Annotated in this window: 19 protein-coding genes; 8 read left to right on the forward strand and 11 right to left on the reverse strand. The window is 39.0% G+C overall.

Going from position 1 to position 15731, the window contains the following annotated elements:
* Positions 1-150 precede the first annotated feature (150 nt).
* Positions 151-2532, forward strand: coding sequence for a TonB-dependent receptor (locus BUW93_RS01765; RefSeq protein ID WP_081208595.1), 2382 nt, complete (start codon positions 151-153; stop codon positions 2530-2532).
* A 45-nt stretch (positions 2533-2577) separates the two neighbouring features.
* Here BUW93_RS01765 and BUW93_RS01770 read toward each other — a convergent pair whose 3' ends face one another.
* Positions 2578-3009: a Rieske (2Fe-2S) protein gene (locus BUW93_RS01770; protein ID WP_081208597.1), complete on the reverse strand. Its 432-nt coding sequence runs from the start codon at positions 3007-3009 to the stop codon at positions 2578-2580.
* Between the two features lie 118 nt (positions 3010-3127).
* On the opposite strand from BUW93_RS01770, the gene greA reads away from it, so the two are divergent.
* Positions 3128-3604: a transcription elongation factor GreA gene (gene greA, locus BUW93_RS01775; protein WP_081208599.1), complete on the forward strand. Its 477-nt coding sequence runs from the start codon at positions 3128-3130 to the stop codon at positions 3602-3604.
* 100 nt (positions 3605-3704) lie between these two features.
* Positions 3705-4094: an HIT family protein gene (locus BUW93_RS01780; RefSeq protein ID WP_081208601.1), complete on the forward strand. Its 390-nt coding sequence runs from the start codon at positions 3705-3707 to the stop codon at positions 4092-4094.
* Positions 4095-4135: 41 nt separating this feature from the next.
* On the opposite strand, the gene BUW93_RS01785 is transcribed toward BUW93_RS01780, so the two are convergent.
* Entirely contained in the window at positions 4136-5284 is a 1149-nt protein-coding gene (locus BUW93_RS01785) for a sensor histidine kinase (RefSeq protein WP_081208603.1), read from the reverse strand.
* Between the two features lie 111 nt (positions 5285-5395).
* On the opposite strand from BUW93_RS01785, the gene BUW93_RS01790 reads away from it, so the two are divergent.
* From BUW93_RS01790 to BUW93_RS01805, 4 genes are all read left to right on the forward strand, one after another.
* Positions 5396-6268 (forward strand): flavin reductase family protein, encoded by an 873-nt coding sequence (locus tag BUW93_RS01790; protein ID WP_081208605.1) that lies wholly within the window; start codon positions 5396-5398, stop codon positions 6266-6268.
* 6 nt (positions 6269-6274) lie between these two features.
* Complete coding sequence (locus tag BUW93_RS01795) at positions 6275-6646, forward strand: DUF3127 domain-containing protein (RefSeq protein ID WP_081208607.1); 372 nt, start codon at positions 6275-6277, stop codon at positions 6644-6646.
* Between the two features lie 73 nt (positions 6647-6719).
* The gene (aat, locus tag BUW93_RS01800) at positions 6720-7358 is read left to right on the forward strand and encodes a leucyl/phenylalanyl-tRNA--protein transferase (RefSeq protein ID WP_081208609.1); all 639 of its coding nucleotides are present in this window, start codon (positions 6720-6722) and stop codon (positions 7356-7358) included.
* An 86-nt stretch (positions 7359-7444) separates the two neighbouring features.
* Positions 7445-8212 carry a sterol desaturase family protein gene (locus BUW93_RS01805; protein WP_081208611.1) on the forward strand — a complete coding sequence of 256 codons (768 nt, stop codon included), beginning with the start codon at positions 7445-7447 and terminating at the stop codon, positions 8210-8212.
* Between the two features lies 1 nt (position 8213).
* Here BUW93_RS01805 and BUW93_RS01810 read toward each other — a convergent pair whose 3' ends face one another.
* The 8 genes from BUW93_RS01810 to BUW93_RS01845 form a co-directional block, all read right to left on the reverse strand.
* Positions 8214-8807, reverse strand: coding sequence for a DNA-3-methyladenine glycosylase I (locus tag BUW93_RS01810; protein ID WP_081208613.1), 594 nt, complete (start codon positions 8805-8807; stop codon positions 8214-8216).
* A complete protein-coding gene (locus BUW93_RS01815) occupies positions 8791-9504 on the reverse strand; it encodes an energy transducer TonB family protein (RefSeq protein WP_081208615.1) in 714 nt (237 codons plus the stop codon). Before BUW93_RS01815 ends, BUW93_RS01810 begins: the two co-directional genes overlap by 17 nt.
* A gap of 106 nt (positions 9505-9610) precedes the next feature.
* A complete protein-coding gene (gene truB, locus BUW93_RS01820; RefSeq protein ID WP_081208617.1) occupies positions 9611-10324 on the reverse strand; it encodes a tRNA pseudouridine(55) synthase TruB in 714 nt (237 codons plus the stop codon).
* Positions 10325-11122, reverse strand: coding sequence for an undecaprenyl-diphosphate phosphatase (locus BUW93_RS01825; RefSeq protein WP_081208619.1), 798 nt, complete (start codon positions 11120-11122; stop codon positions 10325-10327).
* Positions 11123-11128: 6 nt separating this feature from the next.
* Positions 11129-11386 carry a DUF3098 domain-containing protein gene (locus tag BUW93_RS01830; RefSeq protein WP_081208621.1) on the reverse strand — a complete coding sequence of 86 codons (258 nt, stop codon included), beginning with the start codon at positions 11384-11386 and terminating at the stop codon, positions 11129-11131.
* Between the two features lie 141 nt (positions 11387-11527).
* The gene (locus BUW93_RS01835; RefSeq protein ID WP_081208623.1) at positions 11528-11860 is read right to left on the reverse strand and encodes a hypothetical protein; all 333 of its coding nucleotides are present in this window, start codon (positions 11858-11860) and stop codon (positions 11528-11530) included.
* Positions 11861-12072: 212 nt separating this feature from the next.
* Complete coding sequence (locus BUW93_RS01840) at positions 12073-12696, reverse strand: metallophosphatase domain-containing protein (protein ID WP_081208625.1); 624 nt, start codon at positions 12694-12696, stop codon at positions 12073-12075.
* Between the two features lie 133 nt (positions 12697-12829).
* The gene (locus BUW93_RS01845) at positions 12830-13045 is read right to left on the reverse strand and encodes a hypothetical protein (protein WP_081208627.1); all 216 of its coding nucleotides are present in this window, start codon (positions 13043-13045) and stop codon (positions 12830-12832) included.
* 181 nt (positions 13046-13226) lie between these two features.
* Here BUW93_RS01845 and BUW93_RS01850 point away from each other — a divergent pair, with 181 nt between their 5' ends.
* Positions 13227-14744, forward strand: a complete 1518-nt coding sequence (locus BUW93_RS01850; protein ID WP_081208629.1) for a hypothetical protein — start codon at positions 13227-13229, stop codon at positions 14742-14744.
* On the opposite strand, the gene BUW93_RS01855 is transcribed toward BUW93_RS01850, so the two are convergent.
* A complete protein-coding gene (locus BUW93_RS01855) occupies positions 14741-15577 on the reverse strand; it encodes a universal stress protein (protein ID WP_081208631.1) in 837 nt (278 codons plus the stop codon). The two genes, BUW93_RS01850 and BUW93_RS01855, sit on opposite strands and share 4 nt — an antisense overlap.
* Positions 15578-15731 lie beyond the last annotated feature (154 nt).

Consider the following 15731-nt stretch of genomic DNA (forward strand, 5'->3'; position numbering starts at 1 on the left):
TGGGCAGGTAATGCTGCCAAGGGATGGCGCAAAATGCGCTAAGTATGTACTCCTGAAAATGCCAAAACACCGGTGGGCAATTTCAGGATTTTTTATTTAATAACAACTATAGAATAATCGCCCCTTTTATTCGTAATAAATATTTTACGAATGAAATCTGTATTATTTTTTGCCGGTCTGTGTTTAATTTCTTTGCAGGCCATTGCTCAAACTCACATTTTAAAAGGAAAAGTTACCGAAAAGGAGAAGCCCATCGAGGGAGTTTCGGTTTACAGTAAAAAAGCAGGAACTGGAACCCAAACCGATGCCAATGGGAATTACCGTCTGGAACTCGAGGAAGGATCTTACAACCTGGTCTTTTCTTATGGGAACCAGAAACTTATCCAGGTCGATCTTTTTGAGAATAAAACCCTCAATGTTGATCTTGCCGATGCGCAGGAAGTACTTGATGAGGTTTTTCTCTCCTCGCTAAGGGTGAACGCCCAATCACCTATTACTTACAGCAACCTCACGAACGAGGAAATTGAAAATCGCAACCTGGGCCAGGATATTCCAATCCTCATGAACTATATGCCAAATGTGGTCTCTACCTCAGATGCCGGAGCAGGCGTTGGTTATACCGGAATTCGTGTGAGGGGTAGTGATGGAACGAGGGTAAATGTAACGATTAATGGGGTGCCCTATAATGATGCTGAAAGCCAGGGAAGTTTTTGGGTTAACCTGGGGGATTTTGCTTCCTCAGTTGAAAATATGCAACTTCAGCGAGGGGTGGGAACTTCTACCAACGGTGCCGGTGCCTTTGGTGCCAGCCTGAATATCCTCACCGATGGCTACCAGAAAGAAGCTTCTGCAGAACTTGCTAATAGTGTAGGCTCTTATAACACCAGAAAGCATACGCTAAAGTTCAGTACGGGGCTCATAGACGAGTATTGGGAATTCGCCGGACGCGTCTCGCAGATAAAGAGCGATGGTTATATTGACCGTGCTGAATCCGATTTGAAATCCTACTTTCTTCAGGGAACCTATTTAGATGAAAACACACTTGTAAAAGCCCTTAGCTTTGGGGGAAGTGAACGAACCTATCAGGCCTGGTATGGCATTGATGCTGAAACCCTGGAAAACAATCGCACTTTTAATCCTGCAGGGATGTACGAAGATGAAAATGGAGTAACCCGCTATTACGAAGATCAAACCGATAACTATAAGCAGGATCATTATCAGTTGCTTTGGAACCAGGAATATGATGCCAATTGGTCTTCAAATCTCGCTTTGCACTATACCTACGGAAGAGGATATTACGAGGAATATGAGGAAGGCGCTGAGCTAAGCGAGTTTGGTTTGGAACCTTTTATGGCAGAAGGAGAGGAGATTACCAATTCTGATCTTGTGGGTACCAAATGGCTGGATAACCATTTTTACGGAACAACCTTTGGATTGAATTATCAGAAAAATGATTGGGACATCGTCCTTGGTGGAGGATGGAATAAGTATATAGGAGATCATTTCGGGGAAGTTATCTATACTAAGTTTGCCAGTAACAATCGACCAAACGAGCCCTATTACGAGAATACGGCCACCAAAACCGATTTTAATATCTACGGAAAGGCAAACTTTGCTATTACTGAAAAATTAGCAGCGTATGCCGATATTCAGTTGAGAACTATTACTTATGAAACTGAAGGCAGGCTTTCTGATGGGAGTGAATTTCCTGTAGATGATAATTTGAACTTTTTCAATCCAAAAGCGGGCCTCACATATCAGCTGAATTCCGGGAACCAATTTTATTTTTCTTTTGCCCGGGCACACAGGGAACCCAGTAGAAACGATTATGAAAATGGCGACCCTGAACCGGAAGAATTGAATGATTTTGAACTGGGGTGGAGGTACAACTCGCCAAAGCTTCAAATTAATTCTAATTTTTATTATATGGATTATCAAAATCAGCTGGTCCTCACTGGTGGCCTGGATGAGGTTGGAGCTTTTATTCGGGAAAACAGTGGAGAAAGTTACCGGTTGGGGCTGGAAATAGACGCCTCCATAAGAATTTCAGATAAGATAAATCTTAGACCAAATCTGTCTTTAAGCCGAAATCAAAATATCGACTTCGTCTCTACCTGGAACGGGGAAGTTGTCGATTATGGGAACACAGAGATTTCGTATTCGCCTTCTATTGTTGCTGCAAATATGCTGGGCTATTATCCCTTTGAAGGATTGGAATTAAATCTTCTCTCCAAATTTGTTGGAGAACAGTATATGAGCAATATTGAAACTGAAGCTTCCAAACTGGATAGTTATTTTGTAAATGATTTTAATGTACAATACAGCTGGAAAGAAGCGCCCTTATTCCAGGAGGTAGTTTTTACCGGGCTCGTGAATAATATTTTTGGGGTGGAGTATGTTTCTAACGGTTACTATTACACCTACGATGTGCCTAATCCCGAATTTTCAAGTGGACTTCAAACCTATGACGGCGCAGGGTACTATCCACAGGCAACCACTAACTTTTTAGTTGGGGTCACCTTAAAATTTTAAATTAAAAAAATAGGCCTTGCCATCATTCGCCGTTGGCAGGGCTTTTTAATTGTAGACCTCAATCACATTTCCGCGTCGCTCTATGCGGTAAGGTTTTAAAGAATATTGGCCCTCCCCGGCTGTAAGCTCGCCTGTTACGATATTATATTCGTTGCCATCTTCACACGGGCATTTTGCGGTAATGCCGGTAACCTGCATGGCCGAACAATTATTTGGCGGATGGTTAGGGTCACTTAATTCAAAGGCGGTATACTGGGAATTATTAATATTGTAAACCACAATGCCCCTAATCCCATTGCTGTAAGTGGAATAAGAATTCCCTGGATACTGTAAATTGTTATATTCAGGAAGGTCTAAATTTAGTTGAAGCCTGAAATTTAGATCAGGAAGATTAGGATTGTTAAGGCGATTGTTATCATCTGTAGAGCACCCGCTCAGGAAGATCGAAATGATTAAACCGACAAGTATTTTTTTCATAAAACAGGCATTTCTGGCTAAAAGAATATAATTGCTTTCAAAGCTTAAATTTATTATATTTGTTAAACAAATCCCGTCGTGCTATGGGATTTTTTCTATTTATATAAACGATGAAGTTATGAGCAAAGTATCTTATTATACTGCCGAGGGCTTAAAAAAGTTGAGAGATGAATTAAATCAGCTACGGGATGTGGAGCGTCCAAAAGCCTCTCAGGCTATTGCTGAAGCCCGTGATAAAGGTGACCTTAGTGAAAACGCTGAGTACGATGCCGCAAAGGAAGCCCAGGGTATGCTGGAGATGAAGATTTCAAAAATGGAAGAAATAGTAGCTAATGCCCGCGTTATAGATGAATCTCAACTTGATACCTCTAAGGTCCTGGTACATTCTTTTGTTCGGATTAAAAATTTGGGGAATGGCTCTGAAATGAAATATAAACTGGTGGCTCAAAGCGAAGCCGATCTTAAATCGGGGAAGATCTCGGTAGATTCTCCTATCGGAAAAGGACTATTGGGTAAAAAAGTAGGTGAAAAAGCTGAAATTGATGTCCCCAGTGGTAAGATGGAATTTGAAGTTCTCGAAATCTGGAGAGAATAAGTTTTTTATTTAACAAATAAGTAGAATCCTTTTCCAATTCCTTTAACTCAGGAAGTAAGAAAAGGATTTTATATTTATAGAAACTAACAAAACTACAATTATGGCCACACTTTTTAGTAAAATAGTTCAGGGGGAGATTCCTGCTTATAAGATCGCAGAAGACAGTCAGTTTCTTGCATTTCTCGATATTAACCCAAATGCTAAAGGCCATACCCTTTGTATTCCGAAGAAAGAAGTAAACAATATCTTTGATCTTGAAGAAGAAGTATATCAGGAGTTGATGCGGTTCTCCCGTAAAGTCGCTATTGCTCTGGAGAAAACTGTTTCCTGTAAACGCATTGGAATGGCGGTAGTAGGCCTGGAAGTGCCTCATGTGCACGTACATCTTATTCCGCTGAATTCAATGAAAGACATGGATTTTTCAAATAGCATTGAAATGAGCGAGGAAGAGTTTGAGCAATTAGCTCAGTCTATTCATGTAAACCTGTAAGGAGCTCAGGGAAAACTGGTTTCAGAAAGAATAATGATGGATCAAACCTTTTTTAGGGAGATTCTGAAGCTGGTACCTTTATTGATTTCGCTGTGAGCTACTTTAATTCTTCCGCGGTGATATTCTTCAATAATTCTTTTAGCAAGCGAAAGACCTAAACCCCAGCCTCTTTTTTTAGTGGTATGCCCAGGTTCAAAGATGAGCTTGAACTTGCTCTTATCTATACCCTTTCCCGTGTCCTTAATATTAATATAGGCCCAATGTTTATCTTGTTTTATCTCGATAGTTAATGTGCCTTTTCCCCGCATAGCGTCTATAGCGTTTTTTACGAGGTTTTCTATGGTCCAGCTATAGAGTTGTTGGTTGAGGTTTACATAGATCGATTCTTCTGGAGCGATTAATTGAAAATTGATCAGGTTAGAACTTCTGGTCTTTAGATAATCAAAAGCATTATGGGTTTCTTCAACAATATCGGTTTTTGTTAATAAGGGCGCTGAACCGATCTTTGAAAAACGCTCTGTGATGGTTTTTAGGCGGTCTATATCCTTTTCTATTTCCTCGATATATGAAGGCTTAACTTTTTCATCCTTAAGGATTTCTGTCCACCCAATCAATGAAGACAGTGGTGTGCCAATTTGATGTGCGGTTTCCTTTGCCATTCCAGCCCAGAGTTTATTCTGTTCACTGGATTTAGTGGTGGTATAGAAGAAATAAACAACTCCAATAAACAGAAAGCCTATGAAGGTGAGTCCTATAGGATAATATTTCAGTTTATTTAGAGCCGGGGAATTACCGTAGAAAATATATTGTTCCTGTCCATCGCCCAGGTTAATAACAATTGGTTCATTTTCGTCTTTAATGCGGTTCAGGTATTTTTTTAACCTTTTTTCTTTCTGGGTAATTGCGGGATCTATATTGGTGGTATATGCAACCTCCCCATCTGCATAGGTGTGAATAATAGGGATACTTGTATTATTATTAAGGATCTCAAGGATTAAATCAATCTCTGAATCTGCTGTAGCATTGTCAAGTTCCTGCTGAGCTTTTGCCCAGATATTCATCTTGGCGCGTTCATCTTCCTTAAGACTTTGGAAAAAAATAGAGGTGTTCCACAGAACTAATGCGACCACCACCAAACAGGATATTACTATAAACCAACGATTAAAACTTCGCTCATCGGGAAAATTCATGCAGTCTTACAGGTTTTATAATTTAAAGATAAGCGTTTTTAAACATATATTATTGCCTTGCAGCTCTTTTCATTCCCTATGTGTTTCGTTACCTTTGTCAAAAATCAAAGAATGGTAAGTATTACTCCCGGAGAGGTTAGCACCGGTAAATTACACCAGTATTTACTGGGTGCTGTAGGACCTAGACCTATTGCTTTCGCCAGTACGCTGGATTCACAGGGTAGGCCAAATTTGTCACCTTTTAGTTTTTTTAATGTATTCGGTTCTAATCCACCAACCCTAATTTTTTCTCCGGCGAGACGAGGGAGAGACAACACGGTTAAGCATACTTATAATAATGCCAAAGCAACTAAAGAGGTAGTGATCAATATCGTGAATTATGATATGGTACAACAAATGTCACTTTCCAGCACCGAGTACGCCGAAGGAGTAAACGAATTTGATAAAGCAGGACTCACCATGTTGCCCTCTGAGCTTGTGAAGCCTTTTCGTGTTGCGGAGTCTCCGGTGCAATTTGAATGCAAAGTGAAAGATGTCGTAGAACTTGGCCAGGAAGGTGGTGCCGGAAATTTGATTATCTGTGAGGTGCTGAAAATGCATATTAATGAAGAAATTCTGGACGAAGATGGTTTCATAGATCAGCATAAGATTGATCAGGTGGCAAGAATGGGTGGTAATTGGTATACCCGTGCTAAAATGGGAATGTTTGAAGTGCCCAAACCACTTTCTACTTTGGGAATTGGAGTAGATGCTATTTCTGCTGAAATAAGGGAAAGTGAAATATTAACGGGAAATGACCTGGGAAAACTGGGTAATGTGGAGCGTTTGCCTTCCGAAGAAGAAATTCAAGGTTATTTGAATGAAAATTCAGAAATTGCAGCCCTGATTAAATTTGGGGATAAAAATAAAATTCATTTAAAGGCTCAGGAAATCCTGAAGCAGGAAAAAGCTGAAACAGCCTGGAAAATACTATTAGCAAAATAAAGATTTATGGAAGTACAAGGAAAAATTAAACTTATTGGGGAGACTAAAACCTTTGGCAACAATGGTTTTAGAAAGAGAGAATTGGTGGTGACTACAGAGGAACAGTACCCACAGCATATAATGATCGAGTTTGTGCAGGATAAAACAGATCTATTAAATAATTATCAGGTTGGACAAGCGGTAAAAGTGGGAGTAAACCTACGTGGTCGTGAATGGGTAAGTCCCCAGGGGGAAACCAAATACTTTAACTCGATACAGGGTTGGAGAATTGAAAACCTTCAGGCTCAACAACCCGGCGGCCAGGAAGTGCCGCCACCAGATCAGTTTGAGCCAGCCAGTGACTTTAATGAAGAAGATCACGACGATCTGCCATTTTAATTCTGATAAAATTCATAATTTACATGCCCGGTAGTATTCTATCGGGCTTTTTTTTAACCTTTAAATAATTTCAGTGATCTTTCTTCGTAGCGGCGATCCCTTTCCCCCCATAGATTATGCTGATGAGCAGGGTTTACTTGCTGTTGGTGGGGATCTGAATGTTCAGCGTCTTATCGCTGCATATAGCCAGGGAATATTTCCCTGGTACGATGATAGCCAGCCCGTATTGTGGTGGAGTCCTGATCCAAGAATGATACTTTTTCCTTATCGTCTTAAAGTTTCAAAAAGTATGAAACAGCTCTTAAAAAAAGATGCTTTTAAGGTAACTTATAACGAAGACTTTGCCAGAGTTCTGGAAAATTGTGCCAATATTAAACGTCCCGGCCAGGACGGTACCTGGATCACAGAAGAAATAAAAGCCCAATATCAAAAACTTCACGAGCTGAATATAGCGCAATCGGTAGAGGTATGGAAGGAAGGGGAACTAGTGGGTGGACTTTACGGAATTTACCTAAAGGATAAAAAAGTCTTTTGTGGGGAGAGTATGTTCGCAAAAGTGAGTAATGCCTCAAAATACGGATTTATTAAATTGGTGGAAAAATTAAGAAAAGACGGGCTTAGGCTTATCGATTGCCAGATTTATACTGATCATCTTGCCAGTCTTGGTGCTGAAGAAATTCCCAGAAAGGAATTTTTAAATTTTCTGAAGTGAACTCATTGAAATTACCTTTTAGAGAAGAGGGGAAATTGCTAAAATAACCATCGAATTATGTAAATTTAATACTTAGCAGTGAATTTATGTTTCCCGAAATTAATACAATCAGCATATTTCTTTTATACCTGGGGATTTTCTTTTTCGCCATCCTCTTCAGGTATTTTCTGGCGGCAGGAATTTTTTACTATTACTATTATGTATGGAATTCTGGAGTATTCCATGCTAAAAGGCTAAGCAGAAGAGGCGCTAAAAAAGGTCAATTAAAAAAAGAAATTAATTGGAGCATAAAAGCTTCACTGATTTTTGCCCTGGCGGGCACGGTTCTGTATTGGCTGTGGACAAAAGATCTCACCGCTATTTACCTTGTGCCCAATGAATTTGGTTACTTGTATTTACCGGTAAGTCTAATCATAATTCTGTTAATACACGAAACTTACTATTATTGGGTACACCGTTGGATGCATCATCCCCGCATTTACAAAACTGTACACAAAGTACATCACGATAGCTTAACGCCTACACCCTGGACCGCTTTCTCCTTTCATCCCTGGGAGAGTTTACTGGAAGCAATTATTCTTCCGGTCATCCTGTTATTTATTCCAGTTAATATCTATGTGCTGGCCCTTTACCTACTAATAATGACCCTAAGTAGTGTGATTAATCATTTAGATATTGAGGTCTACCCTAAAAAATTTCAAAAAAGCTGGTTTGGGAAGCTATTTATAGGTGCCACTCACCATCATTATCACCACGCCGAATTCAATACCAACTATGGTTTATATTTTACATTTTGGGATAAATTAATGGGGACAGAAAGCCCCAAAATGGAAACTCCTGGAAGGAAAAATTAGCCTATAAATCGGGGTGTATCTCTTTATACCTGAAACAGTGAATTTCGTGGTCATTCACCATTCCGGTAGCCTGCATATGCGCATAAACCACTGTAGAACCTACAAATTTAAAGCCTCGCTTTTTAAGGTCTTTGCTTAATTTATCGCTGATTTCAGTGGTGGCCGGGGCTTCTTTATAATTCTCAACTTTATTCTGGATGGGGGTCGCATCTACAAAATTCCAAATATATTTACTGAAGCTTCCAAATTCCTCCTGAATCTGCATAAAAGCCTGTGCATTGGTAACTGCCGAGCGTACTTTTAATTTGTTTCGAATTATACCGGAATTACCAAGGAGATCCTGAATTTTCTCTTCAGAATAAACCGCCATCTTTTTATAGTCGAAATCATCAAAAGCCTCACGGAAATTTTCTCTTTTTCGCAGCACCGTAATCCAGCTTAAGCCTGCCTGAAAGGTTTCCAGGATAAGGAATTCAAAAATTGTTTGGTCGTCATAAACGGGAACGCCCCATTCCTCATCGTGATAGGCTTCATATAAAGGATCCCCTTCACACCATCCGCAGCGGTGTTTGTTCTTTTTAAGGCTGGAATTCATAAGTTATAGTTCCTGGTTGGTTATCTCTGCCGGGGAGTTGACTAAAAACGGCCTCGGCAGCATATTTCAGGGCATTATCGATTAGACACTGGTTTGAGGTAGAGGAACTCGCTTTGTTAACCGAAGTTTCCAAAACCCTCCCCCCGGCATCAACACGAATATTGATTACCACTCTACCGGCCCTGTCACATGTATAGACTGGATTAGGGATATTAACTGCATTACGCCCTTTCAGAGAAAATGAAATCGAGCTATTTCTTAAACTGCCTGCTTGAGTCGAATTTTTTTGGGTAGTCTCATTTCCATGAGAAGCCTGCTCTTTTTTTTGAGATGATTTTTGAACAGTATATTCCCCGTCATCGGATTCATTTTCATTCTCTGAAGTTTCCTCGCTTTTTGCGCTGTTCTTTTCGAATATTTCCTCTAATTCCCGCTCAAAGTTTTCCTGTCGGGCTTCTTGGTTTTCATCAAAGGCACGGTGGGTTTCCCGGGGTTTAGATTCTGGGGGTTCTGGAGTTTCCTCTTCGGGTTCGGGTTTTTCTTTTTGTTCTTCGGGCTCAAAATCATCAAGGTCAACAATCATTTCGCTTCGCTGTTTTTGATTTTGGGATAAAGTGAAGTTATACAAAGCCAGAACTACTACCGAGCAGAACAGTATAGTTATAATCAAGGCTTTATGTCTGTCAAAAAAATCCATTGTATATAAAACTTGGCAGGCACAATTTTATTTTAGCTTTTTCGTGATTACTTCTATAAAACACTTAAAATAATTGTGCCAGAACCTGGATGGAGGTTCCTGCTCTTTAGTTTTCCTGTGAAGGTAATAAATTCTGGAAGGATTCTACACTAAAGGCCTTTTCTACGCTATAATCTCCAATACGAGTTCGTCGCAATGTTGAAAGATGTGCTCCACTATCAAGTGCTTTTCCGAAATCGTGAGCCAAACTGCGGATGTATGTTCCTTTGCTACAAACCACTCTGAAATCAATTTCCGGGAACCGGCTGGAATCAATTTCAAAGTCACTTATTTCTACCGGCCTTGTGTTAACTTTCACATCTTCGCCTTTTCTGGCAAATTCATAGAGCCTTTTACCTTCTTTTTTCAATGCTGAAAATACCGGAGGCATTTGTTCAATTTTTCCCGTAAATTTCAATACTGCCAGATTAAGATCCTCCTCGGTGATATGATTTACAGGGAATTCCTGGTCAATTTCGGTCTCCAGATCGTAGGAAGGCGTCGTAGCACCCAGGCTGAAAGTTCCTGTATATTCTTTTTCCTGGCCTTGCAGTTCCTGAATCTTTTTGGTGAACTTTCCCGTACAAATAATCAGAAGTCCACTGGCAAGGGGATCCAGGGTGCCGGCGTGACCAACTTTAATTTTTTTTATGCCACAACTCTTTTTGATAAGCCATCGTACTTTATTTACCAGCTGAAAAGAGGTCCATTCCAGAGGTTTATCAAAGAGAAGTATCTGGCCTGTTTTAAATTCTTCTGCGGTGAACTGTTCTGGTTCCATCTAATAATTGTAATATCCGAAGATAATTGCTGCTACCCCAACCACAAAACAATAAATGGCGAAATAGGAGAGTTTACTTTTTTTAACCAATGCAATCATCCAGGTGCATGCGGCAAGCCCGGCAATGAAAGCTGCTAAAAAACCAATAATTAGCAGGGAAGCATCTGTAGAACTTTGCGCAAGGTTGCCATCCAACAGATCTTTAAGAATTTTCCCTATAATAAGGGGAACCACCATGAGAAATGAAAAACGGGCTGCTTTGGTCTTATCGTTACCCAGTAGAACTGACGTTGATATCGTTGCACCACTTCGTGAAATTCCCGGCAGGATGGATATCGCCTGAGAAACACCAATAACAAAGGCGTTAGAAAAACTCACTTTTTTCTGGGTGTTTTTAGCTTTATCTGCCAGCCATAAAAGAAGTGCGGTAATGATGAGCATAAATCCGACAAACAATACGTTTCCCCCAAAAAGAGATTCGAGTTCATCTTCAAAATAAAACCCGATAAAAGCAGCTGGAATCATGGAGACAATAATTTTTGTCGAAAACTCGGTTTCTTCATTCCATTTAAACTGGAAGAGTCCCCGGAATATCTCGGCTACATCTCTTCTGAAAACTACCAGGGTGCTCAGGGCGGTTGCGAAATGTAATACCACGGTGAATAAAAGTGATTCCTCTGGAACACTGGTATCGCCTAAAATGGCTTTTCCCAGCTCAAGGTGACCACTGGAGGAAACGGGTAAAAATTCGGTAAGTCCCTGGATTATCCCAAGAATTGCAGCATCAAATTCGTTCAAGAGTGATTATTTTTTGTGAGGATTCAATAAAATAGCATAAACTTCAATGGCAAAGCCTAAGAGAACCAAGCTTGGAGCAAGCCGAATACGTCTAAAATTATATATGGCCTCATTAAACTGATTGGGGTCTTCACTGCCCCCTCCCGACATTAAAATGAATCCCAGGGCAATCACGGTCAGGCCAATGAACATATAAGTGTAATTCTTCTTACCAAAAATGAAATCTTGTTCGGGCTTGTTTGGTTCCTTTTCTTTTTTCTTCATAATGGCTCCTGATTTAGGGAGTTCAAAATTAATTAAAAATATCTAACTGCGTCCGAATGGATTTATTTTATAGTTGATTAATAAAAAAAGCTGCGGGCATAGGCCGGCAGCTTTGTGTCTTTTGGTTAAGGCTTTTCTCTTTTAGGCAGCGTGCGTTACATTATAGTGTGTTAGCAAACTTTGATAGAATTCCAGACTCTTTTGGTCTTTTCTTATGCAAGATTTTAAAAAGCGTTGAAGATTCTGGCATTCAAAAGTAATGTTGGTGTACTGTCTTTTTCCAACGGGGATCTGCATTTCCACCGTCTCTTCGGTATAATTTATCTTTACGTTCTTGGCCTCAAAGTATTTTTTAATAATAGCCCGATGCATCGTATTGAAATTAGTCATTTCAATATCGGGATTTGAAATACTATAAGTGATCAAATTCTTAACTTCATCAATAATGTGACTTGGTGGCGTAAAGGTATTCATATTTGAGAATGGTTATTTTGATTAGTAATCTTTATCTTACATAGGCTAAATTAAGATTAGCTTGCCTAATTGCTGTTAAAAAAAATCTAATAGTGCTTTGATTAATAAAAGTTTAACTCCTTTGGCTGGCGTTTTTAAAATTCCTTAAGTGTTTAGGAGTGAAACGTAAGTTTATTCTTACAGGACTTTCTAGAAAAGGAGATGAAATAATCTTAAAGTTCAAATATTATCGGAGAATGGTGGAATCGATATTGGTCGTCCAGGCTTGAGGCATTTATATAAGTGGTAGGAGAAATCCTGGTTTTGCCATAAGTATTATGAATATGTCCAAATATATGTAAAGGTAGTTGCAGCTGTTTGATCCTCTTAAAAAGTTCTTCGCAGCCTACATGACGTTTGTTACTAAGGCTGTCTTTTATACTGTAAGGTGGGGTGTGGGTAATTAAAACCTGAGTGTCAGCTGGTATTCTATTCCAATGTGAGCGTATGTGTTTTCCCCGTTCACGATTAAATGCCCAGGTGCCATCGCCGGGGGTAACAGGGGAACCCCAAAATTTAACCCCTTCAATCTCAATTCCTTCATCTTCGAGATAGAAGATATTGGAGGGGAGATCATAAAGTTCTGTAAGCCCTGATTTTTCCATGAAAAAATCATGATTGCCGGCAATCACGATTTTATACTTATGCGGTTGTTCTATAAACCATTCTAAAAATTCCAGGGTCTCGTGTTTGGTTCCAGCTTCGGTAAAATCTCCTACATGAATTAACACATCTCCGTCTGGGATTTTAATCTCCCGGTGTTTATTATGAGTGTCACCAATGCATACTAGCTTCATGTAGATAGGAGGGGTTTTAAAGTTCAAAAGATAAAAAAATCCGGTGAGTTTTTCACCGGATTTCCCTGTAACATCGATTTCTCAAAAAAGGTTCCTCATCTTCACTTCACTCAAAAATCGCTGTTACCAGATTTTAAACCTCTTCATCTTCAAGTTGTGGAGAAGTATAATCCTTATCTATAGGGAGTAGTTTAGTAATTAATTTAGTTATACCAAAAGCAACAATCAGTGCGGTAACGACAAAGAACAGGAACTTAACCAACAAACTGTCGCTTATTGCCAGGCTATAGAAGGCCAGAAAAATCTCTATAGCTATAAATAATATTTTCACACTGATTTTTAAAAACATCTTACCTTTTTGATTTGGTTCAAAGATATAACCAAAAACCCCTCCAAAATTCAGATTTTAAATGTTTGACTTAAATTTAACGATGTGGAAATGTGGCGGTTAATTTTTTAAGTTAAAAACTCTTAAACGCTTCAGGAGTGGCATGATAGAATTGTAAATTGCCTTAAATAAAATTTGAATTTTGAAGAAAAAGACAAAGATATTTCTCTACACTATTACTGGAATTATACTACTAAGCCTTATTTTATTTGGGCTGAATAATTTTGCTGAAGAAAAGCTGAAAAAAGGAATTCAGGATACCTCGTCACAAATTAATTTAAAATATGAAGAACTCGAGGTAAACCTACTTAGCAGAGAAGCTGCTCTTGAATCTCTTTCTTTTTCTTTAAACGGGAAAAGTTTTAAAGCAGAGAAACTTAGCCTTAAAAACATAAAGATATTTAAATACCTTACAGATAATGATTTAGAAATAGGGGAGCTTACTTTAGAAAGTCCCAGTTTTATCTTTAATAAAAACAAAAAATCTAAAAGCAGTGGTGATTCCTCCTCCTCAAGGTTTAAGGAAAATATTTTAGTGAAAAATCTCCAGATTAAAAATGGAGATCTGGCTATGGTCGAAAATGATTCTGCCGCGAACTCCCTGTATGCTAAATTTAGTTATCTGGAGATTCTGGATTTTCAGTTGGATTCCAGCAGTGTAAATAATAAAATTCCCTTTGACTTTAAGGATTACGTTTTTAAGGGGGATTCTCTTTTTTATAAGCTTGATCCCCGGCATAATATAAGTTTGGGTGCCTTTAATATAGAGGAGGGGCATGCGGTTTTAAATGATTTCAGGATTAATCCTGTTTATGGAAAACAGGAATTTCAGCAGCATATTCCACATGAACTCGATCGTTTTGAATTGACGATCGAAGAAGTGAATTTTAGTAATTTAAAATGGAAGTTTGCAAACGATAGTCTTTCTATTGAGAATCCTTTAACGCAGATTAAAAATGCAAATCTTAAGGTGTATCGGGACAAATTGCAGCCTGATGATACCCGGCGAAAGAAAATGTATAGTGAAATGATTAGGCAGCTCCCGGTCAAATTAAAGCTGGACACCATTAGACTTACTAATACTTACATTAGATATGAAGAGTTAATGAATAGTGACCGGTCTCCAGGAGTGGTAGATTTTAGCACCCTGAGTGCCAGCATTTACAATCTGTCTAATAAGAATATGCAGGCTGAAGACTTTAAGTCTACAGAAGTTGATGTGAAAACCATGTTTATGCAAGAGGCACATCTAAAGGTGAATTGGGAATTTAATATTCAGAATAAGAATGATCGATTTAATATTTCGGGTAATATGGATAGAATTTCTGAAGAAGCGATGAACAGGTTTATGAAACCAGCTATGAATGTTTTGGCTAAAGGATCGATAGAGGATATGTCATTTAATTATTCGGGGAACCATACAGAAGCTATAGGAGATATGAGCCTGGTATATAAAGATTTTAAGGTAGAAGTGCTTCGCGAGGATGGAGAGCGTAAAAACAAGTTTTTGTCTGCCCTGGCAAACCTTATAATGAATAATGATGCAATTTCTGAAGATGTACGGCAAAAGCAACTTGAAGTCACCCGTGATAAAACCCGATCTTTCTGGAATTATCTCTGGAAAATGATACGGGCCGGGGCCCTTAAATCTTTCTTCTAAATTCTGAAGGTAACTACGGGCCGGTTGGCATGGTTTACCAGGTCTTCGCTAACACTTCCATTAAAGAAATGCGCGATACCTTTTCGCCCATGGGTGCTAATTCCAATTAAACCGGCATCTAAATTACGTGCGAAATTAAGAATCCCTTTTTCTACACTGGTATCGTTATAGACGTGTAATTTTATCTTATCTCCATCCACCTCAGAGCCTTTGATGAAATTTTCTAACATTTCATAAGCTTCTTTGCTGGTAATGAAATTATTTGGTGTGTTAATGAATAATAAGTGCAGATTGGCCGACAATTTTTTGGCGATGTCAGCCGCATGTTTCAAGGTATGGCGGTTGGCTTTATCGGCATCGGTGGCAAAAACAAAATCTTCAACATTAAATTCAGGTTGATCCTTTTTTATAACCAAAACGGGGATGTTGGAAGAACGAACAACTTTTTCGGTATTACTTCCAATAAACATTTCCTTGAAGCCGCTTGCCCCATGAGATCCCATCACTATAAGGTCACATTGTCTTTCCTCGCTTACCTCCTTTATCCCGTCAAAGGCCTGATGAAATAACACCGTTTCCTTTACTTTTAGATCTTTCAGATAGGGTTTTGCCATTAATTTGGAAAATCGCTGATGTGCGAGTTTCATAAAAAATATTGACTCCGGGAGATTATGCGCGCTGCTTCCCTGGACAGGATCTATGAGCTGTAAGGGCAATTCCAGCATATGTAAGAGATAAATCTCACTGTCAAATTTACGAGCTAGCTGAGCAGCTACTTTAAGGGCATTTTCAGCCTGATCTGAAAAATCTGTGGGAACGAGTATTTTTTTCATGAGGATGCAAACCTATAGGTTGGTGATAAATATATAATTAAATGTACAAAAAAAATGTGGATAAGAATTTCCTTCTAAAAATATACCGGCATCGAATAATAGAAATCAAATTAAGGAACAGAAGTTTATTTTTTTGGCTAGCGTTTATGGCCTC

This window comes from Salegentibacter sediminis (assembly GCF_002078605.1).
In the GTDB taxonomy this organism is placed as follows: domain Bacteria; phylum Bacteroidota; class Bacteroidia; order Flavobacteriales; family Flavobacteriaceae; genus Salegentibacter; species Salegentibacter sediminis.

What these genes read in the sequence shown, in the direction of transcription:
- BUW93_RS01765 (WP_081208595.1), top strand. Translation starts at nt 151, where the DNA reads ATGAAATCTGTATTATTTTTTGCCGGTCTGTGTTTAATTTCTTTGCAG.
- BUW93_RS01770 (WP_081208597.1), bottom strand. Translation starts at nt 3,009, where the DNA reads ATGAAAAAAATACTTGTCGGTTTAATCATTTCGATCTTCCTGAGCGGG.
- greA (WP_081208599.1), top strand. Translation starts at nt 3,128, where the DNA reads ATGAGCAAAGTATCTTATTATACTGCCGAGGGCTTAAAAAAGTTGAGA.
- BUW93_RS01780 (WP_081208601.1), top strand. Translation starts at nt 3,705, where the DNA reads ATGGCCACACTTTTTAGTAAAATAGTTCAGGGGGAGATTCCTGCTTAT.
- BUW93_RS01785 (WP_081208603.1), bottom strand. Translation starts at nt 5,284, where the DNA reads ATGAATTTTCCCGATGAGCGAAGTTTTAATCGTTGGTTTATAGTAATA.
- BUW93_RS01790 (WP_081208605.1), top strand. Translation starts at nt 5,396, where the DNA reads ATGGTAAGTATTACTCCCGGAGAGGTTAGCACCGGTAAATTACACCAG.
- BUW93_RS01795 (WP_081208607.1), top strand. Translation starts at nt 6,275, where the DNA reads ATGGAAGTACAAGGAAAAATTAAACTTATTGGGGAGACTAAAACCTTT.
- BUW93_RS01805 (WP_081208611.1), top strand. Translation starts at nt 7,445, where the DNA reads ATGTTTCCCGAAATTAATACAATCAGCATATTTCTTTTATACCTGGGG.
- BUW93_RS01810 (WP_081208613.1), bottom strand. Translation starts at nt 8,807, where the DNA reads ATGAATTCCAGCCTTAAAAAGAACAAACACCGCTGCGGATGGTGTGAA.
- BUW93_RS01815 (WP_081208615.1), bottom strand. Translation starts at nt 9,504, where the DNA reads ATGGATTTTTTTGACAGACATAAAGCCTTGATTATAACTATACTGTTC.
- truB (WP_081208617.1), bottom strand. Translation starts at nt 10,324, where the DNA reads ATGGAACCAGAACAGTTCACCGCAGAAGAATTTAAAACAGGCCAGATA.
- BUW93_RS01830 (WP_081208621.1), bottom strand. Translation starts at nt 11,386, where the DNA reads ATGAAGAAAAAAGAAAAGGAACCAAACAAGCCCGAACAAGATTTCATT.
- BUW93_RS01835 (WP_081208623.1), bottom strand. Translation starts at nt 11,860, where the DNA reads ATGAATACCTTTACGCCACCAAGTCACATTATTGATGAAGTTAAGAAT.
- BUW93_RS01840 (WP_081208625.1), bottom strand. Translation starts at nt 12,696, where the DNA reads ATGAAGCTAGTATGCATTGGTGACACTCATAATAAACACCGGGAGATT.
- BUW93_RS01845 (WP_081208627.1), bottom strand. Translation starts at nt 13,045, where the DNA reads ATGTTTTTAAAAATCAGTGTGAAAATATTATTTATAGCTATAGAGATT.
- BUW93_RS01855 (WP_081208631.1), bottom strand. Translation starts at nt 15,577, where the DNA reads ATGAAAAAAATACTCGTTCCCACAGATTTTTCAGATCAGGCTGAAAAT.